The 16,943-nt window shown below is 72.0% G+C and carries 15 protein-coding genes and 3 pseudogenes; 8 read left to right on the top strand and 10 right to left on the bottom strand.

The window, feature by feature from the left end; all coding sequences use genetic code 11:
* Nucleotides 1-12: 12 nt before the first annotated feature.
* The gene (locus O7595_RS05020) at nucleotides 13-765 is read right to left on the bottom strand and encodes a GntR family transcriptional regulator (protein ID WP_269727512.1); all 753 of its coding nucleotides are present in this window, start codon (nucleotides 763-765) and stop codon (nucleotides 13-15) included.
* A gap of 594 nt (nucleotides 766-1,359) precedes the next feature.
* Between O7595_RS05020 and O7595_RS05015 the strand changes: the two genes are divergently transcribed.
* The 3 genes and pseudogenes from O7595_RS05015 to O7595_RS05005 form a co-directional block, all read left to right on the top strand.
* Complete coding sequence (locus O7595_RS05015; RefSeq protein ID WP_269727511.1) at nucleotides 1,360-1,623, top strand: DUF1049 domain-containing protein; 264 nt, start codon at nucleotides 1,360-1,362, stop codon at nucleotides 1,621-1,623.
* A 19-nt stretch (nucleotides 1,624-1,642) separates the two neighbouring features.
* The gene (locus O7595_RS05010; protein ID WP_332328119.1) at nucleotides 1,643-2,344 is read left to right on the top strand and encodes a GNAT family N-acetyltransferase; all 702 of its coding nucleotides are present in this window, start codon (nucleotides 1,643-1,645) and stop codon (nucleotides 2,342-2,344) included.
* 26 nt (nucleotides 2,345-2,370) lie between these two features.
* Nucleotides 2,371-2,632 (top strand): annotated as a pseudogene (locus O7595_RS05005) (hypothetical protein); the annotation flags it as partial.
* A gap of 47 nt (nucleotides 2,633-2,679) precedes the next feature.
* On the opposite strand, the pseudogene O7595_RS05000 reads toward O7595_RS05005, so the two are convergent.
* Both O7595_RS05000 and O7595_RS04995 read right to left on the bottom strand, forming a co-directional pair.
* Nucleotides 2,680-4,312: pseudogene (locus tag O7595_RS05000) on the bottom strand (IS1182 family transposase); the annotation flags it as partial.
* Nucleotides 4,313-4,443: 131 nt separating this feature from the next.
* Complete coding sequence (locus O7595_RS04995) at nucleotides 4,444-5,091, bottom strand: DUF4232 domain-containing protein (protein WP_269727509.1); 648 nt, start codon at nucleotides 5,089-5,091, stop codon at nucleotides 4,444-4,446.
* A gap of 451 nt (nucleotides 5,092-5,542) precedes the next feature.
* Here O7595_RS04995 and O7595_RS04990 point away from each other — a divergent pair, with 451 nt between their 5' ends.
* Nucleotides 5,543-5,980 carry a hypothetical protein gene (locus tag O7595_RS04990; RefSeq protein WP_332328118.1) on the top strand — a complete coding sequence of 146 codons (438 nt, stop codon included), beginning with the start codon at nucleotides 5,543-5,545 and terminating at the stop codon, nucleotides 5,978-5,980.
* Between the two features lie 150 nt (nucleotides 5,981-6,130).
* On the opposite strand, the gene O7595_RS04985 is transcribed toward O7595_RS04990, so the two are convergent.
* Nucleotides 6,131-6,508 (bottom strand): VOC family protein, encoded by a 378-nt coding sequence (locus tag O7595_RS04985; protein ID WP_269727508.1) that lies wholly within the window; start codon nucleotides 6,506-6,508, stop codon nucleotides 6,131-6,133.
* A gap of 860 nt (nucleotides 6,509-7,368) precedes the next feature.
* Between O7595_RS04985 and O7595_RS04980 the strand changes: the two genes are divergently transcribed.
* From O7595_RS04980 to O7595_RS04970, 3 genes are all read left to right on the top strand, one after another.
* A complete protein-coding gene (locus tag O7595_RS04980; protein WP_269727507.1) occupies nucleotides 7,369-10,275 on the top strand; it encodes a hypothetical protein in 2,907 nt (968 codons plus the stop codon).
* 12 nt (nucleotides 10,276-10,287) lie between these two features.
* The gene (locus tag O7595_RS04975; RefSeq protein ID WP_269727506.1) at nucleotides 10,288-10,653 is read left to right on the top strand and encodes a hypothetical protein; all 366 of its coding nucleotides are present in this window, start codon (nucleotides 10,288-10,290) and stop codon (nucleotides 10,651-10,653) included.
* A gap of 321 nt (nucleotides 10,654-10,974) precedes the next feature.
* Nucleotides 10,975-11,100 (top strand): hypothetical protein, encoded by a 126-nt coding sequence (locus O7595_RS04970; RefSeq protein WP_269727505.1) that lies wholly within the window; start codon nucleotides 10,975-10,977, stop codon nucleotides 11,098-11,100.
* 264 nt (nucleotides 11,101-11,364) lie between these two features.
* Here the strand turns inward: O7595_RS04970 and O7595_RS33810 are convergent.
* The 6 genes and pseudogenes from O7595_RS33810 to O7595_RS04945 all read right to left on the bottom strand — a co-directional run.
* Nucleotides 11,365-11,562 (bottom strand): annotated as a pseudogene (locus O7595_RS33810) (Tn3 family transposase); the annotation flags it as partial.
* Nucleotides 11,563-11,566: 4 nt separating this feature from the next.
* Nucleotides 11,567-11,701, bottom strand: coding sequence for a hypothetical protein (locus O7595_RS04965; protein ID WP_269727504.1), 135 nt, complete (start codon nucleotides 11,699-11,701; stop codon nucleotides 11,567-11,569).
* A 17-nt stretch (nucleotides 11,702-11,718) separates the two neighbouring features.
* Nucleotides 11,719-11,844 carry a hypothetical protein gene (locus tag O7595_RS04960; RefSeq protein ID WP_269727503.1) on the bottom strand — a complete coding sequence of 42 codons (126 nt, stop codon included), beginning with the start codon at nucleotides 11,842-11,844 and terminating at the stop codon, nucleotides 11,719-11,721.
* A complete protein-coding gene (locus O7595_RS04955) occupies nucleotides 11,841-12,170 on the bottom strand; it encodes a DUF4158 domain-containing protein (RefSeq protein WP_269727502.1) in 330 nt (109 codons plus the stop codon). The genes O7595_RS04960 and O7595_RS04955 overlap by 4 nt, the downstream gene beginning before the upstream one ends.
* 557 nt (nucleotides 12,171-12,727) lie before the next feature.
* The gene (locus O7595_RS04950) at nucleotides 12,728-13,540 is read right to left on the bottom strand and encodes a class I SAM-dependent methyltransferase (protein ID WP_269727501.1); all 813 of its coding nucleotides are present in this window, start codon (nucleotides 13,538-13,540) and stop codon (nucleotides 12,728-12,730) included.
* 262 nt (nucleotides 13,541-13,802) lie between these two features.
* On the bottom strand, nucleotides 13,803-15,434 hold the full coding sequence (locus tag O7595_RS04945; protein ID WP_269727500.1) for a bifunctional phosphatase PAP2/diacylglycerol kinase family protein: 1,632 nt from the start codon (nucleotides 15,432-15,434) through the stop codon (nucleotides 13,803-13,805).
* A 406-nt stretch (nucleotides 15,435-15,840) separates the two neighbouring features.
* Here O7595_RS04945 and O7595_RS04940 point away from each other — a divergent pair, with 406 nt between their 5' ends.
* Nucleotides 15,841-16,413, top strand: a complete 573-nt coding sequence (locus O7595_RS04940; RefSeq protein ID WP_269727499.1) for a TIGR03086 family metal-binding protein — start codon at nucleotides 15,841-15,843, stop codon at nucleotides 16,411-16,413.
* Nucleotides 16,414-16,943 lie beyond the last annotated feature (530 nt).

The following is a 16,943-nucleotide window of genomic DNA, read 5'->3' as shown; positions in this document are numbered from 1 at the left end:
CGCCCGCCGCCGTCAGTGCGACTGGAGGACCGGGAGCGCCGGGGCGCCCGTCGGCAGCATGTGCTTTGCGGCCAGGATCGGGACGTCGGCGGACCGTACGACCTGGGTGACCAGCACGGCGGGAGTGTCGGCCGGGCGGTTCAGCTGCGCCCCCCGGCGCCTGCCGAGGAGCGTCGCCGTGATGCCCGAGTGCGCGGTCAGCGGCACTCCCCGGGAGGCCCCGGTCAGCACCGCGAGCATCGACGTGCCGGTGTCGCCGCCCGCCTTGTCCAGGGCCTGCGCGAACGCCGGGTGCGCCCGCACCAGGACGTCGTCCGCCGCCGCCCACTCCTGACTGAGCGCCGCCGCGCTGCCCTCGCCCGACAGCAGCGACTCCCAGAACCGCAGCTCGGCCCGGGCGGGGGCGAGCAGGTGCTGGGTGGTGAAGTCGGTCGGTTCCTCGACCGTGCGCAGCAGCGCTCTCACCCGCAGGGGCGACGTACCCGCCGAGAGCTGCTCCTCCAGCGGCCGGACGTGCTCGAAGCCCCGGCGCGGCGGGCTGTCGTTGACCGTCCTGCCCACTCCGCGCCGTACCGTCAGCAGCCCGTCCTCCTGGAGGAGCAGGAGCGCCTCGCGCAGGGCGGGCCGGCTCACGCCCAGTTCGGCGGCGAGTCGCGGCTCGGACGGCAGGGTGCAACCCGGCGGATAGGTTCCCTCGTGGATGGCGTCCGCGATCCGCTCGTACAGGACGACGACCGGCCTACGCTGCTGTCCGCTGACTGCCACGGCCCCTCCTCGGCTCACTTGTCAGGCTGCGTACCCGGGCTGCTCGTCCCGTCGCGGCACGGGCACGACGGGCGCCGTCGGCGGGTGTGGCCGGTCCGGCCCGTGTTTCGCCTGGTGCGCCACGGTCGTGGCGCACCAGACATCCTGCCGCCCACCGTAATTCACGGCCAGAGGGCCTTGACGTTCTACGCAGGTGAATCCCTGCCTGTTCCGGCGGTATTTGTCAGACAACCTCTGCAAGACCCCATTCGGGCTGCGGTCATCCTGAACGGGTTGCGGTGCCGCCTCTCTCGTCTTCTTCGTCGTCTCGCGGAAGTCCGCCGCCGACCCGGTGGTCGACATCGAGGTCCTGGCCTCCCGCCGCGCCTTGCCGCTGCTGATCACCACGATCTGCACCCTCGCAGACGCGGCGCGATCGCCGTGCTGATCCGGCGCCCGGAACCGGCTGGCGCGGCGGGGGAGCGGGGCCAGCGGTTCGAGCGGTCCCTGCCGGCGCTCAGCCACCACGGACGACGCTGCGCGGGCGCAGGACCGTTCACCCGTACGGCCCACTCCGGGCGCCTCATGGGACCGGGATCCGTCCATCCTGGTCCCATGAGCCGGAAGGACACGACGACCGGAGTCAAGGGCAGCGGCGGGCGAGGCGGTGAGGGCCTCCGCGGCAGACTCACCCCCGGGAGGATCGCCGCCCTGGTGGTCGCGGCCCTCACCCTGGTCTTCATCTTCGAGAACACCCAGAAAGTCGAGATCAGACTGCTGATTCCCGTGGTCACGATCCCCCTGTACCTGGCTCTGCTGGGGACATGGGTGGTCGGCGGTCTTTGCGGTGCCTACCTCTCCTGCCGCCGCAGGAGATGACCGGTGCCGGCGCGGCGTCATGTCCCCGGCACCGAGTCCCCCTCCGGACCCACGCGACGCCGGCACCGCTTCCGGCCCCGGTGCCACGGCGGGCCCCCCGGCCCTCTCGGGTTCCGGGGCCCCCGGCGGTTCCGCGGCCCCCGACGCTCCCGCCGCGGAGGTCGCGGTGGGCCCGAGGACGTTCGTACGCCACTACCGCCTCGACGACGCGGCGCAGTACACGGCGCTCGCCAGGGAGAGCACCCGGCTCCACCGGCCCTGGCTCTTCCCGCCCCGGACGGAGGCCGACTACCTCGCCTACGCCCGCAGGCTCCTCGACGACCCCACCAGGGCCGGTTACCTCGTCTGTGATCGTACGGACGGCCGGATCGCCGGGTTCATCAACATCAACAACATCGTCGAGGGCGCCTTCCTCAGCGGCGCACTCGGTTACGGGGCGTTCGCCCACTCCGCGGGCCGGGGACTGATGACGGAGGGTCTCTCGCTCGTCGTCCGCCATGCCTTCGGGCCGCTCGGACTGCACCGGCTCGAAGCCAACGTCCAGCCCCGCAACCGGGCCTCCATCGCCCTGGTGCGGCGGCTTGGCTTCCGGCTGGAGGGCTTCTCCCCGGACTTCCTGCTCATCGACGGCGCCTGGCGCGACCACGAGCGCTGGGCGATCACCGCCGAGATGGAACTCCGCGTACCACGAGCGGTCCCCGGCGCCGGCAGGCCGGACTGACTGCCGCAAGTGTCGCCTATGACGGCCGGCGGTCCCGGTGGGACACGGAGATCCTGCGCAGGACGGAGGTCCACGCGGCGACGGGCCGGGAGCCGCTGGTGGCGCGGGAGTACGCGATGCCCGACCGCGTCGGCCGGCTCCAGCTCCCCGCCGCCCACACGGAGGCGCGGGGGGGTGCGGGACCGGGTCGTGCCGGAGTTGGAGGCGGAGCGCGTCATGGCCCGACGACACGGCACCGTAGGCGCCCGCCCGCCGGCGTGGCACGGCGAGCCGCCCGCCGTGCGGTGAGCGGCCCGCCGTGCGGTGGGCGGCCCGCCGTGCGGTGGGCGGGCGCGCAGTGCTGCGAAGTGGCTGGTGCGGGTGCGGGCTCGGGGTGTTTCGGTGAGATGGGCGTCGATGCGGGCGAGGTTGATCGCGGCCCCGGTGAGTTGGTGTTGCAGGGCGGTCTTCGCGAGGCCGAGGTAGCGGGATCTGCGCAGGCCGCACCGCTGGGTGGCTTGGGAGATGGTGCCTTCGACACCGGCGCGGGTCTTGTAGCGCTCTTTCCAGGTGTCGGTGTCCTGGTCGGTGCGGGCCTGGCGGAGGGCTTCGTGTTCCTCGCGGGGCCGAAGGGTCAGGCGGCGGCCGACGCTGGAGGTGGTGCACTGCTGGCGGACCGGACAGGGCCGGCAGTCGGTCTTGTTGAAACGGACCCGGATCACGGGGGTGCCTTCGGGTGAACGGTCCGGATTCCAGCGGGTCGTGGTCCTGCCTCCAGGGCAGGTGACCTGCCCGTTTTCCCAGTCGATGCCGAAATCGTCGCCAGTGAATCCGCCGCCTGCCGCAGTCTGGGGACTGATGGCCAAGGCGGCCGGGCCGGTGAGGATGAGGCCGTATTCGCGGCGGGCTCGCACGAGCGCATGTGCATCGACGTATCCGGCGTCGACCAGGTGCTCGGCGGGCAGACGGCCTGCCTCGGCGAGCTGGACGTGCACGGACTCGGTCATCGACACGTCGGGCACCGTGGCGCCGGTGGTGGCCACGTTCGTGATCAGGTTGGGAGTGTCCGGCTCGCAGGTCTCGGTGAAGTGGACCTTGTATCCCGCCCAGGAGGTATCCCGCTTGACGCTGTTGCGGGCCTCAAGGTCGTAGGGGTTGACCAGGCATGTCGTGCCGGGAGGCCGGTCTTTTGGGTCCCGCCGCCTCACCTCGCCTTCGACCTGGTGAAAGTTCTGCACCCACATCTGGCGCAGGTGCTCCACCTGGTGGAGCGTGCGCAGTTGCGGCGGCGCCTGGCGAGACCAGACGGCCTGAAGCAGCCGTGTCCCGTCCCGTCCGATCCGCAGCCCCATCTCGTCCCGCCGGGTGCGGGCCTTGGGGAACCGGGAGTCCTCGGCCCTGCTCGCGTAGTGCTTGAACCAGTCCGGCTCGGCCACCTGCACCAGCCAGTCCGGGGCCGCCTGGGCCAGAACGTTCAACGCCGACCGCAAGGTCTCCGCGACCCGCTCCAGCCAGACGACATCCCGGGCGGCTGTCAGCACGTGGGTGGAGTCGGTCCTTGCCCGGCCGGCCGTCTTGAGCAGCCCCTTTCTCCCCGGCCGCGGCAAGGATGCCGTCCAGAACACGCCGCCCCGCATCCGCCTCCACCAGACGGTCCCGGAACTCCGACAGCACCGAGAAGTCGAACCCCGGATCACTCAGTTCCAGGCCGAGGGCGTACTTGAAGTCGATCCTTGCCCGCACCGCCTCCGCGGCCTGCCGGTCGGTCAGCCCCTCCACAAACTGCAACACCAGCACGAGCGCCAACCGCCCCGGCGACCAGGCAGGCTTGCCCCGCGCCGGGAACAGGTCCGCGAACTCCTCATCCGTGAACAGCGGCCCCAACTCGTCTCGGACCCGGATCGCCAAGCTGCCTCTGGGGAACGCAGCCCGCGCCACCCGCACCGTCTCCGCCGGGACCTCACTCGGCCCGCCCGGCTGCATCGACATCCGCACCCACCCCATACGACAACGTCGGCCTTCAAGACCACAACCGGGTCTTGAAGGCCGACGTCACGCGAGCCCCCGAATTCGCCAACAGCGTCCCGAGTGGCGCCGGGGGCTCAGGGGCTGAGGGGGACTCAGGCGGCCACCACGGGACCCACGAAGTTGCGCGGCGGGTCGGCCGACTCCTGCTCGGCGACCGGGCCCCAGCGCCAGCGCATGTTCGTGGACGCCGTGTTGTTCGGCGGGGTCACGATCGCGGTGACCGGCTCGATCACCCCGTCCTGGCCGGACTGCCCCTGCCGGAACGTGAGGGTGAACCGGGCGCTCGCCCCGGGCTCGAGGGTGACGGCCGAGTGCGCCACCGACCGCTGGTCCACGAGGTTCTCCGTCGTGGCCCCCTGGGCGAGCGTCACCTTCGGGAAGCCGTCCAGCAGACAGGTGGTGTCCCCCGCGTTCCGCAGGGCGACGACGGCGGTCCGGCTGCTGCCGGGCTCCGTGCCGCCCGAGACGGCCGTGCCGCCCGGAGCCCAGGACAGCGACAGGTCCGAGGTCAGGCACGGCGGGGGCGGCGCCGCCGCGGCGGGTGCTGCCGACACCACCGGTGCGGCGAGGGCCACCACCGCCGCCAGGGTGCCCAGGACCCGTGCCCGGGCACGGGTCCTGGTACGGGCACGGACGGCCGTACGGACACGTGCCGCACGGGTGCGCACCGCAGGATCAGGGACGGGACGGCCCGGACCTGCGTGGTCACCGCCCGTGCGGGTGCGTATCGGCCATGACATGCGGGTACCTCCGTAATCGGTTGCGGGGGCCTGCGCTCGGGCGCCCAGGGGCCCGCCCGCTCGGGAGGGCACGTCCTTCGGGCTGGTGGCCCGGACCGGACCGTCCCGGCGAAGAGCCGGGCACCTGGCACCCACTGCCCCGGGGCGGACGGCCCGGGCGCACGGCTCGCGCCGCGGTGCGCGACGCGCTTGCTCACGAGCACAAGCTTTTTCACCCTAAACCAGCCATTCGAGTGATGCATCCGGACAATATGGTGCATATGACGCATGGTGCCGAACGGGCCCTTGCACGGAACGGACACGGCCGCCTGTTCGCTCGGCACCGGATCGGCGTTGGAGCCGCGCCGCCCGGGGCGGCCGCACCCGGAACGCCGTCGTGATCCGCGCTCCCCGCGGTCCGGGTCTGCGCCCGCCCGCGTCCGGCACCGTGCCGGACGCATCCGCTTGCCGGGTGTCCTGTGAACAGGGCGTCGTGCCGGGCTCGGCGCCTCCGAAGGGCGGCGTGGTCGTACCGCCGTGCTACGACCGCGGCTACCGGCGGGGCGGCGTCGTCGACGCCCGCGCCACCGGCGCCCGGACGGCGCCGACGGCGGCACTGGCCCGGGAGGCGATCGGGACCCTGCTGGACGCCGGCCGCACGGCGGGCGCCCGCCCGGTGGTGGACCGGCTCTCGTCCGCTCTGCCCGAGCGGGCCGGTTCCGGGTGCGGGAGGCCCGGCTGCTCCTGGCGGAGGGCGACCGGCCGGGGCCCGGGCGTCTTCGACGAGGGCTTCGAGGCGGCGGACCTGCGAGAGGCAGAGGTCCTCGGCGAGATCTGGTCCCGGCTCACCGGCGAACCACTGCCGGCGCGCCACGACCGCCGGATGCGGCCGCCGTGCCCGGAGGCGTGAGGCCCGGGCCGGCAGCGGGGAGGCCGTGGCTGCGCCGGACGGCCGCTCCGCCGCGGGCGGTGTCGAGCCCTGGCCCGGCGGGTGCGGAGCGTGGCCAGGCGGGCGGGGCCTCGGCGTCCCCCGCCGTGGTCCGCCGGACCCGACAGGAGCTCAGTGGCCCGGCGCGCCGGGGCCGTCGGCGGCGGGCTTCCGGTCGGCGTACTCGAACACCGACCCGTCGGGGTGGACCGCGATGAGGTTGCGGCCCACCGGCGTCGGCACCGGTCCGGCCACCACCTCGGCGCCGACCCCGGTGAGCGTCGCGTACGCCGTGTCCACGTCCTCGACCGCGAGGGTCGCGGACACCTTGCGGAGGATCTCCAGCTCCGACTCGGGACCGCTCATGAGCAGGAAGCAGCCCACCGCCGCCACCGACACCCCGCCGCGCTCGAAGCGGAGCGCAGGCGTGCCGGTCAGGCGTTCGTAGAAGCCGGCCGCGGCTTCCAGGTCGTCGACGCAGATACGCAGCGTGGTTCCGAGGATCTCCATACCGGCGAGGGTAGTTGGCGTCCGTGGACGACGAGATCGGTTCCCGCGGCCTGGCAGCGGCCATGTGCACCGCCGCGGGGGCACGGCCGCCGCGCGAGGCACGGAAGGCGGTCGAGGGCGCGCGGCGGACGGACGGGGCACCGGACCGCGCGAGGCGGCGCGGCGTCCGCCGCGCCGCCGAACGGCCCGCGGGCGGTGCCCCACCGGTGCCCGCACCTCGGACAGGGGTCCAGCCAAGATGATCCCAAGAGCCGGCACGGGATGATCATGGCGAATCGGAGTGCAGCTTGGCGGGGTCATGCTCGCCTCCCTGTACCGCCCAGGGGCCGCGGCCGCTGGGCGGTACAGGGTGACCAGGATTAGTTGCGGCTGGTGTCTGTCTCCGGAGTCTTTCGGGCGTTGTTCCTGAGGTTGGCGAAGGGCAGAGCTTCTCTGTGGAGTTCATTGAACTCGTCGATCAGGTCCTGTTCGGAACCCATGACGCCGAGGGCGGCACCTCCCCCCGATGCTGCTGGCCCGCTCCGGGCACGCCTCCGTCCGCTTCGGCGTCGATGCCCGCCAAGTCGCCGAGTGGGACCCGGCTGCGCGACGTACGCGCTGAAGATCAACTGCTGGCGACTTTCGAGCTTACCTCGGTACCCGCCTGTTCGATCTTGAGTTATTTTGGACGGCTGTAAGTCAATTCTGATAATTCATTTGGGAATTCCCCATTCCGCTGCCGGAGTTGCCGAAGTTCCGGGATGCTGGGCCGTGTCACTGCACATGTCGTGGCCGGGGGGGCAATGACGGCTGGGGAGAGGGCGCTGTCGGTGGGCGGCGACGCCATCGGACAGTTCTCCACCGGAGACCACAACGTACTCGTGACCGCCAACGCTTCGCTGGTGCAGGTCCACCAGGCTGCCCCACGTGTGAAGCCGCAACGGCGGGCACACATCGAGCGTCTCCCCAGCGGCGCCGCCGCCCTCCTGGGGCGCGACGACGAAGCAGCGCTGGTGCTGCGATCCATCGCGGACAACGAGCCCGTGCAGGTGTACGGCGCGGACGGAATCGGCAAGAGCACATTGATCCGGCACGCCGCCCTCGAACTCGACGGCCGCGATGGGGTGGTATTCCTTGACGGGTACGGGAAGGACCTCGACGACCTGCTTCAGAGCGTGTTTGAGGCCTGCTACGACAGTCCTGGCTACCGCCCGAGCGACGGGGAGTTGCACGCCCTGCTGGCCGACCTCCGGCTTTGCCTGGTTGTCGATGACTTCGACGAGCCGAGCCGGTATCTGGCGCGGCTTCAGGACGTGATACCCGCCGGCACCGTACTGGTCGCCTCCGGGGAGCGCACGCTCTGGGGACACGGCAAGGCGCTCGAACTCGCCGGTCTCCCGCAGTCGGCGGCGCAGCAGCTGTTCGCCAGGGAACTGCGGCGTGAACTGCGCCCGGCGGACGAAGTCGGCGCGTCCCTGCTCTGGGAAGCGTGCCTGGGGCACCCCTTCAAGCTGCTGCGCGCCACCGCGCTGGCCCGGCGCGACGGCAGCACAGGACTTGCGCGGTTACCCACTCCGGTCGAGGTTCCTGAGCTCCTCCACGACCTCATCACGGCCGCGACCGGCGTGGAACGGGGGATCCTCGAGCTGCTGTCGGTGGCCCCGGCCGCCGAGGTGTCGATCGACCTGCTGGCGATTCTGCTGGCGCCCTCCGCGACTGCCGAAGCAGTAAGTACGACCGCCGGGCGGCTCGCCGCATTCGGGCTCCTCACCCGTGCCGACGAGAAGGTCAGGCTCTTCCCGGACGTCGCCGCAGCCCCCGCCGCCAGCCCTGGCCAGGACACGGCCCGGATCGCCGAGATCACCGGCCGACTGACAGCGTGGGCCACGGCACGTGTCACATCAGCCGCAGAGGTCGCCGAGCACAGCCCGCTCATAGCCGCCTGGATCGAGGCCGCAGGCCGTTCGGGCCGACCGGATCTCGGAGTCCGGCTGGCCCGGGCTGCCGCTCCTGCCACAGCATGCTCCCTGCGGTGGGGGGCCTGGGGACGCATCCTCACCCGGGGTCTGACAGCGGCGGAGCAAGCCGGTGACGAGCGTGCCCGTGCCTACTTCACCCACGAGACCGGCGTCCGTTCCCTGCTCACCGGCAAGAGGATCGCCGCCGTGGCAGCCTTTACAGCGGCCGCAGCCGCCTGGCGCTCACTGGGCGACGACGGCCGTGCGGACATCGCTGAGCACGGTCAGACACTCGCGGATCCCCACGGCACGACGACCGGGCCGCCGGAGCCGGACTCAGGCGCGCAAGCAGCGCAGGACGGATCCCCCTCGGCGGACGGCAAGGAGGCGAGTGACCCGTCCCATGCCGGAGACGGATACAACAGCGGCGCGGACAGCCAGCCCGGTTCCGCAGACGGCCATTCCGGTGGCGCGGAACATGCGAAGGAGCCAGGGTCCGTCGACCACGGCATTGCCGACACGACCCAGCCGCCTCACCGCCACAGGACCGACGGCCACACGCCACCCGGCGGAGGACTCTCCCAAGGAGGCCTGACGCTGACCGCCAAGCTCCTGATCGGCGGCGCCTTGCTGGCGATCGGAGGCGGCGGCGTGTGGGTCCTGGGGCAGGGCGGCGAAGCAGGTGCCAAGCCCTCGGTGCCGCTGCACGTTCAGGTAGCGACCGACGTCTTCGAGGTGGGCGCGATGCCCGGCACAACCGAGGGAACCTGCCGTGTCGAGGGCGGCCGGAGCGACTGCACGAAGGTCGTCCGGGTGGCCAAGGGAGAGCAGGGACCGGTCACGGTCGTGCCCGACGGCCCCCTGCCCACCGGCGTCAAGATCGTCTACTGGGGCTGCGACGAGGGCGCTGCTTCGGCAACCTGCACCGTCACAGCGGACGCCGAGCGCTCGGTATGCGTCACGACCACCAGCCCCAAGGACACAGCGGCCCGCAGCAGGTGCGCCGCGCTCGGCGGCACCGGCAAGGAGGCATCGGCACCTCCGTGGGCGCGGATTCTCGGGGTGTGGACCCGGCAGGACGGCGCAAAGTTCGACTTCGACGGGGCCAACGCGCGATGGCTCCCCGCGAGCCGCGAGGATCTCACGGTGTGCCGCTACACCGTGGACGACCCGTCAAGCAGCACCACCATCACGATGACGTGCCAGGACCTGGACAGCAGCCGGAAGGCAACGATCAGCCTCTCCGCAGCAGGCGATATCGGTAGCCGAGATCGCACGCTCACCATTACCGGAGATCCGACTCTGAGCGGCACCTACCGCGAGGAAACGCCGACCGTCGTCGACACCTCACCGGCATCGGTCTCGCCAGCGTCACCGCCGGGCGACGTGAACGCGACCCCGCAGCCCGCGTTTGATCCCTGCTCAATCCTGAAACCGTCCGACCTGAAGCGCACCGCTGGATATCTGGCGATTGCCACGGAGCTGGAAGTGCGTAGAAACTCAGACCCAGGGAACACCGGTGCCGCGTTTTTCGGACAATGCGGATACTACACGCCGCCATATACCGACAACCCCGCAACTGTCGAATGGTCATACCAGCCCACATTGACTTGGTCGGGTAGGGATGAATGTCGCCAGATCGACATCACTGACAAGTCCTGGATTTGCCCCGCTCCGACCCCCGGGGATGCCGACGGCAAAGAAGTCCGCGTGCAGCGCGATGACGGATCCAGCCTTCAGGTGCGCGTCGGCAGGCAACAGGGATGGGACTGGATCAACGACATGGCGGCAGCCGAAGCACTCGTGAAGATCATTCTCTCGCGCATCTGAAGGAAGGAAGCCGTGACAGAATCCCCTGGCACCCGCAGCATCAGTGTCGGCGGCAACGCCGTCGGTCAGCTCAACACCGGCGACAACAACGTGCTCACGAACCGACGGGCATCCGACCGCGAGGCCCTGAGTGCCTTCGTCACCATGATGTCCCGCGAACTCGCTACTGTCACCATGGCGGAGGAGCACCGAGCCGGAACACAGGCGGCATTGGCCGAAATCGAAGAAGCCGCCTCGGTCGAGCCGGTAGAGCCCGGACGCCTGCGGGCCGCGTTCGCACGCTTCGCCTCGTTCCTCGCCGAGGCCGGCCAGCCCGCTCTTACTGCAGTGATCATGACCCTCGCTCTGAACCTCGGGGTGGTCGCGCCACCGAAGTGATCGCCTATCGACGGGCATCGTCGCGCTGGCCTTCAATGTTGGCAGGCTTGCGCAGGAGGCCGGGTTTCCCTGGCCCCGAGTTTCCCTCTTGCCGATGAGGTTGCGAACCCCTGCCCGACCATGTTCGATTTGCTCTTTGTATCTTCACGCGATGTCTCGCAGAAATGCTTTCTCACAATGCCCGCAGGTATTCTCGGACCGTGATCGTTCGCAGCGTCAACGGCTGTACCGATGTCCCAACAAGCCCGCTCGCGGCACACGTCGCCGCGAGGGGTCCTACGCTCACCCTTTGAGCAAGCCCGACACCTTCGAAGGGGACACATGACCACGAAGCCACTGAGCTTCGACGAGCAGGAGCAGCTCGTCGTGATTCTGTGCACCAGCATCGCAACGATGCCCGAGGACGAGTTCGAGGCGAACTACCAGAAGCTCGACCGGGACCACTAGTTCGAAGTCGACGAGTCCATCAGCAGGTTCGCCGCCAACGCCGTCGGTGATGAAAACTGTGATCAAGTAGTACGGCGCCCGCGGGCTGGGCTGCCCCTCTCCCCGCCCGGGCGCCTGGCACGTGCTCCGGACGGCCAGGTGGTTCAAGCGGCTGGGGCCCGCTCGTCTTACAGCGTGCTGAAGTCGACGTCGAGACGGGTGTCGTAGTCCTCCGGGGTGATCCCGATCTCGTGGGTGGAGTACACACCGGGGCGTCACCCGGCCGCGCAGCGGCGCGTCCGAGAGGTAGCGCAGCAGCTGGACGGTGCGGATCACTCGCCCGACCTCGCGGAACGCGGTGTAGGTGGCGTTCTTGTGGGAACCGGGGCGCAGCCGTTTGAGCAGCAGCGTCGAGGAGATCGTGCCCTCGCGGACCGAGACCGTGACCCGCATCAGGTCCTTGAAGTGGGTCTCTATCAGCACGCGATCAGCGCCCACCCGCGGCCTCGGTGTAGTCCTTCAACGTCGCGACGTCCTGCGCCTCCGCCTCGCCCGCGAAGTCCGCGGCCTTCACCGACGCGACCCCCTCAAGCCACTTCCCCGGATCGCCGAACCCGTCCACCCACTCCAGGTGGCCCTTCAGCCGCTTGAAGTGCGACCAGGTCGCTCGGCCCGGCTCTGCTTGAGCGCGTTGAACAGCGTCTTGCCGTCCAGCCCGATCACATCCGGCAGCCCCGGCAGCTGGCCCCACTCATTCCCGGTCATCCGACCCGGATCCTTGTCAGGATCTCCTCGTTGACCTGCCTCCGCACAGTGGACACCGTCGCGTCCAGCGTGGAGAACCGCGGGATCTCCAGCCCGGCCTCGACCAGCTTCTCCAGCGCGATGTTGATCAGGTCCGCCGGATCGTTCTTCGACGCCGCCTCGATCCGCATCGTCTCCTTGACCAGCCCGCGGGCCGCCGGGCCGTCGTAGCGCACCTGGCACCGCTCACGCACCCACGACCCGTACCGCTCGGCCGTCCGGGCCGACGCGTACACCGGCAAGGTGCTCTCCGGCAGCTCCACCGCCCGGCGCACGAACTCCTCCACCTGGTCCGTCGTATGCCTTAGGGAAGCAGCTCATCCGCTGGTAAGACTTCAGCGCCACCAACAGGGCGAGCTGGTGCTCGCCAGAGTCTGTGACCTCCTCGGACCAACTCGCTCCTCCTCACTGGGAGTGAAGAACGCGTGCAGTTCGCGCGGGGTGATCAGCCGCTTGGGTATCCGGTTCTCTCGATCGAGGTCATCCCACCCCCACTCGATGCCCAGCTTTCAAGGTGCCTCACGCCGCGCCGCGTGATCATCCCCAGTGCGCGGACCTGAGAAGATCAGAATCCAGGAGTCCCGGACGCGAGTGGCTCCTTGGTGATAGAAGGGCAGCAGGGAATCAGAACACCAAGATCATCCCGTGGCGGCTTTTGGGCTCACCTTGGCTGGACCCCGGACACGCTCCGCAGTACGGGGCGTTGCGGTCGCCTACCGCGAGGATGCCGTTGGCGCTGCGCCGGCGGGGCGGGGCCGGTTCCTCGCCGAGCGCGGCGACGGGACGCCGGAACCCTGGGCGCTGCCGCCGGTCGGCCGCGGAGCGGGCCGCGGCCGAGCACGGCTCAGGGTGCCCGGCAGATCAGTTCGCCGTGCGGGACCATGAACCAGCCGTCGTCAGCGCGGCCCCAAGCGCGCCAGGCCGCGGCTATGGCGTCGAGTTCGTGCGGGCGGGCGTGGCCGCCCTCGACGGCGAGCGCCGCATAGGCCGAGGCCGTCGTACGGTCCGCCCACAGACCGCTCCACCACGCGCGTTCGTCCGGGGTGGTGAAGCACCAGGCGGAGGCCGTAGCCGTGACGTCGGGGAAGCCGGCGGCGCGCGCCCACGAGTACAGCCTGCGGCCGGCGTCCGGTTCCCCGCCGTTGGCCCGTGCCACACGGCGGTACAGCTCCAGCCAGGTGTCCAGCGCCGGGACTTCGGGAAACCAGGCGAAGGCGCCGTAGTCGCTGTCGCGGACGGCGACGACGCCGCCCGGCCTGCACACCCGCCGCATCTCGCGGAGCGCCGCCACCGGGTCGCCCACGTGCTGCAGCACCTGGTGGGCGTGGACGACGTCGAAGGAGTCGTCGGGGAAGTCCAGTGCGTGGACGTCGGCGACCTCGAAGCGGATGCTGTCCAGTCCGCGTGCCCGCGCCTCCTCCCGCGCCGGCTCCAGGACGTCCGGCGCGGCGTCGACCGCCGTGACCGTACCGGGGGAGACCAGGGCCGCCAGATCGGCCGTGATCGTGCCGGGGCCGCAGCCGACGTCCAGCACGTCGGCACCGGGCCGCAGTTCGGGCACGAGGTACGCGGCCGAGTTGGCCGCCGTGCGCCAGCGGTGCGAGCGCAGCACCGACTCGTGGTGGCCGTGGGTGTAGACGGCGGTCTCCTTCGGCATGTGGCCCTACCCCTCTCGAGACGTGGTACGGCCACCGTACGCCGGTCATCCGGATGTTGAGACCTGCGTCTTGCGATATGGACGCGCGGTGGAGCGCGGCCCGCCGGTTGTGGCGGACCTGACCCGGGCGGGCGCCGGCCTCCGCGGGCGGGTGCCGGCCTCTCGGGTGAGTGCCGGGCCGCCGCACAGGCCGGGCTCCGGACGGCCCGGGGCCCGGGAGCCGTCCGTCGGTGCGGAAGTGCAGATCCGGGCCCCGCAACGATCAGAGCAGCGGTGAGGCAGGCGAGGGCCGGTAGACGACCAGTGCCTCCGTCAGTTTGTCCACCGTCAGGTCCGTCGGTGCCCCGGCGATCTCGCCGTCGTACGCGAGCAGCGAGCCCGGCGCCAGGCCGGAGATGCGCAGCTTCCGCAGCCGGCCGGCCGCGTGGAACGGGGACCGGCTCAGCGGACCCGCGAGCGCCGCGGCGAGCAGCCGCACGCCCGGGAACCGGCCGCCGTGCACCGCCCGGACGTCGAGCAGTCCGTCGGCGAGGTCGTAACGGCGCCCGGGTGTCGGGCCGACGCGCTGGTAGCTCCCGTTCCCGGCGAACAGCAGCCACAGCGGCCTCCTGCGCCCGGCGATCTCCGCCTCCAGGGGGTGCTCGCCGCGCAGGGTCCGCAGCGCGGCCAGCACACCGGCGGGCCAGCCGCCGATCCTCGGCGACCACCGTTCCCGGATGCGCACCATCTCGGGGTACACGCCGAGGGAGAAGGTGTTGACGAAGTGGCCCTCCCGCGCGCCGTCCGGCCCCGGGGTGAACCGGCCCAGGTCCACGCGTACGGCATCACCCGACGTCAGTGCCTCGCACGTGTCGTGCACGGTCTCCAGACCGAGGTCGTAAGCGAAGTGGTTCAGAGTCCCTCCGGGGAACACGGCGAGCGGCAGCCCGTGCCGGGCCGCGGTGCTCGCGGCGAGGTTCACCGTGCCGTCACCGCCCAGCACGCCGAGGGCCCGACAGCCGCTCCTGGCCGCCTCCTCCAGGGCGCTCTCGATCTCCTCCGGAGCGCACTCGACGATCCGCGCCAACGGCAGCGCGTCGCGGACCAGGGCCGTGGCGTCGTCCCCGGCGGCCAGCGCGCCAAGTGGTCCGGTCCCGGAGCCGGAGGAGCGGTTGGCGACCACGACGAGGTCCTTCCCGGCGGGCAGCCGGGGCGCCAGGGTGTGCGGCCGTCCCGGCGGCGGCAGCTGGTCCCGGGTCGGCACCAGCCCGCGCACCGCGAACGCCGCTCCGACGCCGAGCGCGGCCCCCACGAGGACATCGCTCGGGTAGTGGACCCCGGTGTAGACGCGGGACAGGGCGACCGCGGCCGCGACCGGTGCCACGACCGCACCCCAGCCTTTGGACTCCATCGCCACTCCCGTGGCGAACGCCGCCGCCGACGCCGAATGGCCGGAGGGGAAGGACGTGGTGAACGGCTGCCGCTTCAGCTGCCTGACGAGCGGCACGGCGTCGAGCAGCGGGCGCGACCTGCGCACCGACCGCTTGGCCACGGTGTTGATCGTCGCGGAGGCGAGCGCCAGCGAGGCCACGCCGCGCACAGCGGCCCGCCGCGACCGTGCGCCGCGTCCGAAGACGGCCATCCCGGCGGCCGTGCCGAACCACAGGAGCCCGTGGTCGGCGGCCCTGCTGAGCCTCGGCAGCACCGGGTCGGCCCCCGGCCAGTGGCGGGTCGCGACCGCATGGAGGACCCCGCGGTCCCACCCGGTGAGGGTCGAGGCGACCCGCCGGGCGCGCGGCGTACGCTGCGGCAACCCCTCGGGGAAGGACACGACGCGGGACACGGCACGCGTGAAGGACTGCGGGAGCGAGTGCGCGGCGGACCGCGGCGCTGCGTCTCGGTGGAAGGCCGGCATGGAACGCGGGTACCCCGAGTCCTCGCGATCCAAGCGGACCCCCTGCACATGCCACCCGCGCCGCGCAGGACGTGTGCACGCGCTCGCGTGGGCGCGGGGCCGGTGCGTGGGCGTGGGGGTGGGCGGGGGTCCCGGGGCCGTGCAGGGCCGGTGGGGTGGCGGTGTGCACGCGCTCGCGTGGGCGCGGGGCCGGTGCGTGGGCGTGGGTCCCGGGGCCGTGCAGGACGGGTGGGTGCGGTGATCGTGCACCCGGGCGGCGCAGGGGGCGTGGCCGCGGCCCGTGCCTCCGGGGCCCACCGCCGCCGCACCGCCGCCCCGGCGACGGCCCGCGTGGCGCGCGCCCCCCGCGCCCCTGCGGCGCCGTGAGCGTTCGCGGGCGTCGGACCGCCGGAGCACAGTGGAGCCCATGGACACTCGCCTGCTGGACCGGCACGCCGAGGCCCTCGCGCTCTTCACGGACCGGGTGCACGCCGTCCGCCCTGAGCAGTGGGACGCGCCGACGCCCTGCACCGGATGGTCCGTGCGGGACCTCGTCAACCATGTGACCGCCGAGCAGTTGTGGGTACCGCCCCTGGTCGGCGAAGGCCGTTCGGTCTCGGACGTGGGCGACGCCTACGACGGCGACGTGCTCGGCGGGCATCCCGCCGTCACCTGGGACCGGGCCGCCTCCGCGGCCAAGGCTGCCTTCCGTGAGCCGGGAGCCCTGGACCGGGGCGTCGGTCTGTCGCACGGCGACACCACGGTCGCCGCCTACTGCTCGCAGATGACGGCCGACGTGATCGTGCACGCGTGGGACCTCTCGCGGGCGATCGGCGCCGACGACACCCTCCCGGACGCACTGGTCGGCTTCGCCGCGGAGGAAGTCGCGCCGTACGCCGCCGAACTGTCCGGAAGCGGCCTGTTCGCGCCTGCCGTGGAACCGCCGGAGGGCGCGGACCGGCAGACGAGGCTGCTCTGCCTGCTGGGGCGCCGTCCCTGACGCCGGCTCCGCGAACCGCCGCACCGGCACAGGGGTACGCCCGGTACACGGGCGCGCCCGCGCCGGACCGGCGCACGGAGGACGGGCGACGGGCGACGGGCGACGGTGGCGCGCGCCCTTCCGGCCGGAGCCGGTCGGCGGCCGGACCGTCCCGACCGGCTCCGGTCGCAAGGGAATTCTCGCCCGGGGCTCCCGTGACCACCCTTCACGTCCCCACCCTTTTCCCACCCTTCCCACGGCTGTTCACCCGCAGCGGCCGCCGCCCGCGTCGCGCCGCCTGCGGTCCACCGGACCCCGTACCGCCCCCGTCGCACTTCCGAGGAGTGCCGTGACGACTCCGTCCGCCGTCGGCCCGCCCGGCGTTCCCCGTGTTCGACGCCGTAGTCCGCCGTCCCCTGACCCTGGTGCGAGCGGGCCGCGCACCGGCGACGCGCACGACCGCGCTCCCGGCCGGCCCCGAACCCGGGGACTGCCGAACGGCCCGCCCGGAGCGGCGGGCCGGCCCGAACCTCCGTATAAAGGGCTCGTGG

It is taken from the genome of Streptomyces sp. WMMC940 (assembly GCF_027460265.1).
In the GTDB taxonomy this organism is placed as follows: domain Bacteria; phylum Actinomycetota; class Actinomycetes; order Streptomycetales; family Streptomycetaceae; genus Streptomyces.
Note: the sequence above shows the minus strand (reverse complement) of the source record. Positions and strands in the feature narration are given on the sequence as shown.